The 6,893-nt window shown below is 44.7% G+C and carries 7 protein-coding genes; all 7 read left to right on the top strand.

Translation table 11 applies throughout. The annotated features are described in order from the left end of the window. Positions 1–155, top strand: a 155-nt coding sequence (locus Q0785_RS13470; protein WP_298830563.1) for a citrate/2-methylcitrate synthase, incomplete at its 5' end; no start/stop codon positions are given. 92 nt (positions 156–247) lie between these two features. Continuing rightward, positions 248–1,516 (top strand): NADP-dependent isocitrate dehydrogenase, encoded by a 1,269-nt coding sequence (icd, locus tag Q0785_RS13465; RefSeq protein WP_298830548.1) that lies wholly within the window; start codon positions 248–250, stop codon positions 1,514–1,516. A 263-nt stretch (positions 1,517–1,779) separates the two neighbouring features. After that, the gene (mdh, locus tag Q0785_RS13460; protein ID WP_298830546.1) at positions 1,780–2,718 is read left to right on the top strand and encodes a malate dehydrogenase; all 939 of its coding nucleotides are present in this window, start codon (positions 1,780–1,782) and stop codon (positions 2,716–2,718) included. Positions 2,719–2,881: 163 nt separating this feature from the next. Next, positions 2,882–3,358, top strand: coding sequence for a MaoC/PaaZ C-terminal domain-containing protein (locus Q0785_RS13455; protein WP_298830561.1), 477 nt, complete (start codon positions 2,882–2,884; stop codon positions 3,356–3,358). 45 nt (positions 3,359–3,403) lie between these two features. Further along, positions 3,404–4,111, top strand: a complete 708-nt coding sequence (locus tag Q0785_RS13450; protein WP_298830544.1) for a response regulator transcription factor — start codon at positions 3,404–3,406, stop codon at positions 4,109–4,111. Beyond that, on the top strand, positions 4,108–5,505 hold the full coding sequence (gene pnpS, locus Q0785_RS13445; RefSeq protein ID WP_298830542.1) for a two-component system histidine kinase PnpS: 1,398 nt from the start codon (positions 4,108–4,110) through the stop codon (positions 5,503–5,505). Before Q0785_RS13450 ends, pnpS begins: the two co-directional genes overlap by 4 nt. Before the next feature lie 14 nt (positions 5,506–5,519). Further along, positions 5,520–6,737, top strand: a complete 1,218-nt coding sequence (locus Q0785_RS13440; protein ID WP_298830540.1) for a carboxylate--amine ligase — start codon at positions 5,520–5,522, stop codon at positions 6,735–6,737. Positions 6,738–6,893: the final 156 nt, after the last annotated feature.

The raw sequence follows: 6,893 nt of genomic DNA, 5'->3' as shown, positions 1-6,893 counted from the left end.
AACATGACCTGTTCACGCCGATCTTTGCGGTTTCCCGCACATCCGGCTGGCTGGCTCACATCCTTGAGCAGTATGCGGACAACCGCCTGATCCGCCCGCGCGCGGAATACATCGGGCCTGGCATGCAGACGTATGTGCCAGTTGAAGAAAGATAAGAAGCGTTTTATCATCATGAAGAAAAAAATATAACTCATAGGGCTTGCACTCTGTGCAGCCCTATGACTTTGACCACAGGAGGAAATTAAACATGACTAACGGCGAAAAAATTTCAGTAGAAAACGGTGTCTTGAACGTTCCCAACAATGCAGTAATCCCATATATTATCGGTGACGGAACAGGACCTGACATCTGGCATGCAGCATCACGCGTTTTAGAAGAAGCGGTAACAAAAGCATTCAACGGTGAAAAATCAATTGTCTGGAAAGAAGTTCTTGCAGGACAAAAAGCATTCGACGAAACTGGTGAATGGCTTCCTGAAGAAACTCTTGACGTGATCCGCGAGTACCTGATCGCCATCAAAGGACCTTTAACGACGCCAATCGGCGGCGGTATCCGTTCATTGAACGTAGCACTTCGCCAGGAACTTGATTTGTACACTTGCCTGCGTCCAGTCCGTTACTTCGAAGGCGTACCTTCACCGGTTAAACGTCCTGAAGATACAGATATGGTTATTTTCCGTGAAAATACTGAAGATATCTATGCTGGTATTGAATATTCCAACGGTTCGGATGAAGTGAAGAAATTGATTTCATTCCTACAAGACGAAATGGGCGTTAAAAACATCCGTTTCCCTGAGTCTTCAGGTATCGGTATCAAACCGATTTCAGAAGAGGGAACAAAACGCTTAGTGCGCGCTGCAATCAACTATGCAATTACTGAAGGCCGTGAGTCATTGACGCTTGTTCATAAAGGGAACATCATGAAGTTCACTGAAGGAGCTTTCAAAAACTGGGGCTATGAAGTGGCGGAGCAGGAATTCGGCGATAAAGTATTCACGTGGAACGAATACGATGCTATCAAAGATGAAAAAGGTACAGACGCTGCGAACAAAGCACAGGAAGAAGCTCTTGCTTCAGGCAAAATCCTTATCAAGGATTCAATCGCTGATATCTTCCTACAACAGATCCTTACACGTCCAAGCGAGTTCGATGTTGTTGCAACAATGAACTTGAACGGCGATTATATTTCTGATGCTTTGGCTGCTCAAGTAGGCGGAATTGGTATCGCTCCTGGAGCGAACATCAACTACGATACTGGACATGCGATTTTCGAAGCAACTCACGGAACAGCGCCTAAATACGCTGGCCTTGATAAAGTAAACCCTTCATCTCTAATCCTTTCAGGCGTCTTGATGCTTGAGCACCTAGGATGGGGAGAAGCTGCTAAAATGATCACAAACTCTATGGAGAAAACAATTGCTTCTAAAGTTGTAACTTATGACTTTGCACGTCTAATGGACGGCGCTACAGAAGTGAAATGCTCTGAGTTTGCTGATGAATTGATCAAAAACCTATAAGAGTTAAAGAAAAGGAGGGGGATTCCCCTCCTTTTTTTGTATCGACTTTCTCTTAGTGCATGATGGTGCTCCTTTGGGAACCTCCACTGTTTTGGTCCATTTCCTTTAGGGTAAAGAAAGTAAACATGCATCTTACTAATCAACTGTTTTTAGCGCCGCTTGCGCAGGAGCAATTGTCTTCGCTTTATTCCGAAGCGGGCTAAGCGACTATAGAAAGTAGATGCTATACTTCAACTCAACTACTGTTAAAGGAGAGATAGTTCATGACATTCAAACGTAAAAAGATTTCAGTGATCGGTTCAGGATTTACAGGGGCAACGACGGCATTCCTGTTGGCTCAAAAAGAATTGGGCGATGTTGTTTTAGTGGATATTCCGCCCATGGAAAATCCGGCAAAAGGCAAAGCGTTGGATATGGCCGAAGCTGGTCCAGTTCAAGGGTTTGATGCCCGTGTATCGGGTACATCGAATTACGAGGATACCAAAGACTCGGACCTGGTCATCATCACTGCAGGAATTGCGCGTAAGCCGGGCATGAGCCGTGATGATCTGGTCCAAACCAATCAGAAAGTAATGAAAGCTGTTACAGCGGATATTGTAAAATATTCTCCGGAGACGACTATCATTGTCCTGACGAATCCGGTTGATGCAATGACCTATACGGTTTTCCAAGCATCGGGTTTCCCGAAAGAACGTGTAATCGGACAATCTGGCGTACTTGACTCTGCCCGTTTCCGGACATTTGTCGCAGAAGAATTGAACGTGTCGGTTAAAGACGTCACAGGATTCGTATTGGGTGGTCACGGGGACGATATGGTGCCGCTCGTCCGTTATTCCTACGCAGGCGGAATTCCATTGGAGACGATGATCGCCAAAGAGCGTTTGGATGAAATTGTGGAACGCACAAGAAAAGGCGGGGCGGAAATCGTCAACCTTCTTGGAAACGGTTCGGCATATTATGCACCGGCAGCTTCATTGGTTGAAATGGCGGAAGCAATCATCAAAGATCAGCGCCGCATCCTGCCATCCATTGCTTATTTGGAAGGCGAGTATGGATTGGATGGCATTTACCTGGGTGTACCGACAATTTTAGGAGCAGCCGGTATTGAGAAAATCATTGAAATCGATTTGAACGAAGAAGAAAAAGCGTTGTTGAACCAATCAGCGGATTCAGTGAAAGCGGTAATGAAAGTATTGGCATAATCCTTAAAGACGGACAGGGAATTTTCCTGTCCGTTTTTTTGATTGCAGGCTTTCTTTTTCCGCTTTTCATTTATGCACATCCTATTCCTGCTACCTTAGGCGCTTGCACTTTCATTGGCTAAATTGATACTATAGGGGTATCAAGAAAATGGAGGGATGTTGTTTGTTGCTTGGGAAAAAGCGAAAACTAGGCCGGCGAGTGGAAGATATCAAAATCGGCGAGAAATTGAAACTCACAGAAAAGATTGAGGACAAAGATCTACTTCTTTATCTGGGATTGACAAATGACAGCAATCCGCTGTATATTCAACACGATTTTGCGGCGCAGACCGCTTTCGAAAAGCCAGTGGTGCCGAATATCATGCTGACGGGCATCCTGACTTCTGCGGTCTCCAAATATATACCGGGTCCCGGTTCTTATATTACCGGCCAGCAGCTGAAGTTTTTGAAACCTGTCCATCATTATGCGACAATCGATTTTCTGTTGGAAGTTGTCGAAGTGGATATCAAACACAATGAGATAATTGTCCAAGTTGAAGGGATCGATGAAAATGGCGATATCGCGATACAAGGACAAATTACTGCCAATCCACCGCAAGTAGTGGAGCAATTGACGACTCCTGCAACAGGCAATATCTAACGCGGTTTGAGATGGGGGTTTCAAACTGAGTGTGGAGGATGTAAAATGCTGAAGAAAATATTGATAATCGAAGATGAACATTCAATTGCGACCTTACTTTCCTATAACCTTGTTCAGGCGGGTTTTGAAACCATTATCGCCAATGACGGAAAACAGGGATATGAACTGGCTCTAAGCGAAAATCCTTCATTGATTGTTCTGGATCTTATGCTGCCGTCGATGGACGGGGTGGAAGTCTGCAAATCGCTGCGCCAGCAAAAAGTCAATATACCGATTATCATGCTGACGGCTAAAGGCGATGAATTTGATAAAGTATTGGGCTTGGAACTGGGAGCGGATGATTATATGACCAAACCTTTCAGCCCAAGGGAAGTAGTGGCACGCATCAAAGCGGTTTTGAGAAGAGCCAATAACGTTCCGACGCCACAACAGGATTCCTCGGCACCGATTTCTCTTGGGAAGTTGGATGTTTATCCTGATCGATTTGAAGTTTTCCTCAATAAAGAACAATTGGAATTTACACCGAAGGAATTTGAGTTGCTGGTGTATTTAATGGAAAACAAAAATCGGGTATTGACGCGTGATCAACTGCTGAGTGCTGTGTGGAAATACGATTTTGCGGGAGATACGCGCATCGTCGATGTCCATATCAGCCATTTGCGCGATAAAATAGAGGAAAACAGCCGAAAACCGACTTTCATTAAGACGATTCGAGGGCTGGGCTATAAGTTCGAGGAGCCGAAAAGTTCATGAAATCCTTTCGGCATCGTCTGCTGGCCACCTTGCTGGTATGGATCGGAATGATGTTGGCCGGGTTGTTCATCGTCATGCTTCAAGTGCTACCTATTTATGAAAGCGCCGAAGACAAGACCGATATTTGGATGATCCTATTTTTGACATTTGCAGTTGCTTTATTTTTTTCAGCTATTGTCGGAAGCCGGATCATCGAAGTGAACATTCAGCCGATTGAAAATGCCACTGAGACCGCCATGGAGTTGGTCAAAGGCAATTACCGGGCGCGGGCCTCGGAGTCCAATGCACTGGGCAGTGTCGAATTGAGCCGAACCATCAATGTGCTGGCCCGGAATCTTCAGGAAATCACAGCAATGCGGGGCATGGAGCAGGAGCGCCTAAAAACACTGATTGAAAATATGGGCAGTGCATTGATTATGATCGACAAGCAAGGAGCCGTTTCTCTTGTCAATAAGCCCTTCCTGGATGAATTTGGTTTATCTACTGAAAATACTTTGGGGAAATTCTACAAAGAAATCCATGTCCCTTCTGAACTGGAGGATTTCATCGAGAATGTCTTCATGATGGAAACTCATTCCCGGGCTCAGATAGAATTTTTGTCAGGGCTTAAATTGAAGAACCTGAATGTCTACGGAGCCCCTGTTATTGGAGAGCACGAGCGCTGGCTGGGGATTGTCATCGTCTTTCATGATATTACGGAATTGAAGAGGCTGGAGCAGATCCGCAAAGACTTCGTGGCAAACGTTTCCCATGAACTTCGGACACCCGTAACATCCATTAAAGGATTTTCCGAAACCCTGCTGGATGGTGCTTATCAGGATACTGAGACTTTGTTGTCGTTTCTGGAGATCGTCCATTCGGAAAGCAATCGTTTGGAGATGCTCATCAATGATCTGCTCGATTTATCCAATGTAGAACAGAGCGGTTTTGAAGTAAATGCGCAGCCAACCGACATGAAGGCTGCGATAAACCGGGCGGTGGAAATGATTCAGCCGAAGCTCGACGAAAAGTCCATTCGGCTGAACCTGGAAGTGAAACCCGTGACTGTTTTAGGGGATGCAAACCGGTTAATCCAAGTGGTTATGAATCTTTTGATCAATGCAGTTACATATTCAAGCAATCATACCGAAATCACCATCCGGCTTTTCATCAAAGACGAGCAAGCCGTCATTCAAGTGGAAGACCAAGGAATCGGAATAGAAAGTTCAGAAATCGGACGTTTATTTGAGCGCTTTTACCGCGTCGATCGAGCCCGCAGCCGAAATTCAGGCGGCACGGGCCTTGGGCTGTCCATTGTCAAACACTTAATCGAGGCACATCATGGAAAAGTGGAAGTCGACAGCCAAGTTGGGGTCGGCACCACATTTACTATCTATTTGCCTTTGGCTAGTTAATTTAGGAGGAAAGTATGGAAACTAAACACCCATTTTTACCGATTATCGTCGGAACAGACATGAACGCTTATAATATGGCCATTTCGTTTCACGAAGCATATGGCATCAAGCCGATTTTGATCGGTAAAGAACATTTATCATTTACCTCATTGAGCACTATTACCGAAACGATTGACCTGCATCCCGGATTGGCAGACGATTCCCAGTTCGCCGATATCCTGATCGATGTTGCGGATAAGTACAGGGCTCCCGGCAAAACCCTTTTGCTGATTGGAACAAACGATCTTTATGTACGCTTAATCATTGAAAATGCAAAAATTCTGCGCGAGCATTATGTCTTTAATTATATTAATGAAGATTTGATGAATCAGCTGCAGGTCAAAGCGAATTTCTATGATCTTTGCAAAGAGCATGGCATTGAGACACCGACAACGTTCTTCTATGACTGCAATTCGAAAGTCCCATTTGAAGAAGAAATGATGTTCCCGGTCATCATCAAGCCGAGCAATGGCATCGAGTACAGCAGAAACAAGTTTGAGGGCCAGCAGAAAGTCTATAAAGTCGAAAGCCCGAAAGAAATGCACGAAGTGATCCAGCAGATCAAAGCAGGCGGGTACCGCGATGAATTGATCATCCAGGATTATATTCCTGGGGATGATACCTACATGTGGGATTCAGTCATCTATGCGAATTCCAAAGGGAAGACGCAGTTGGTGACTTTTGCGCAGGTGGTCTTACAAGAGCATACAGTTACGGCCATCGGGAATTACACAGCGCTGATCACCCGTTTTGACAAAGACATGATGGTCAAGCTACAGAATTTCCTGGAAGCCGTCGGTTACAATGGCTTTGCGAACTTCGATTTGAAATACGATGCACGCGATAACAAATTCAAAGTGTTCGAAGTGAATATTCGCCAAGGGCGCTCAAGCTATTACGTAACAGCGCTCGGACACAATATGGCTGAGTATTTTGTCGACGATTTAATTTATCAGACGGATAAACCCGTAACGTATTTGAATGAAGACTTCTTGTTCACTGTCGTACCGAAAGCGGTTCTGCGCAATTTCGTCGACAACAAAGCAGTTCAGAAAGACATTAAGCGTCTGATCAAAAAAGGCCAATATGGCAATCCGCTCTTCTATAAAAAAGATAAGCATTTGAAGCGTAAAGTCTATCTTCTAGCGCGCCAGGTGAATTATTACAAGAAGTATAAGAACAATCAATGGTAAGTTTACAGAAGCTTAACACCAGCTTCACAGTCGGGTGGTAAGGTTTAATAGAACCCCCTTCAACCGCATGATTTGAAAAAGAGTCCCTTCCCCGGGCTCTTTTTCTTTTTTTATGAAACTATTTCCATATCATTCCGTATTAATGGGTAACAAGAA

The sequence above is a fragment of the uncultured Planococcus sp. genome (assembly GCF_947501725.1).
GTDB lineage: Bacteria > Bacillota > Bacilli > Bacillales_A > Planococcaceae > Planococcus > Planococcus donghaensis_C.
Note: the sequence above shows the minus strand (reverse complement) of the source record. Positions and strands in the feature narration are given on the sequence as shown.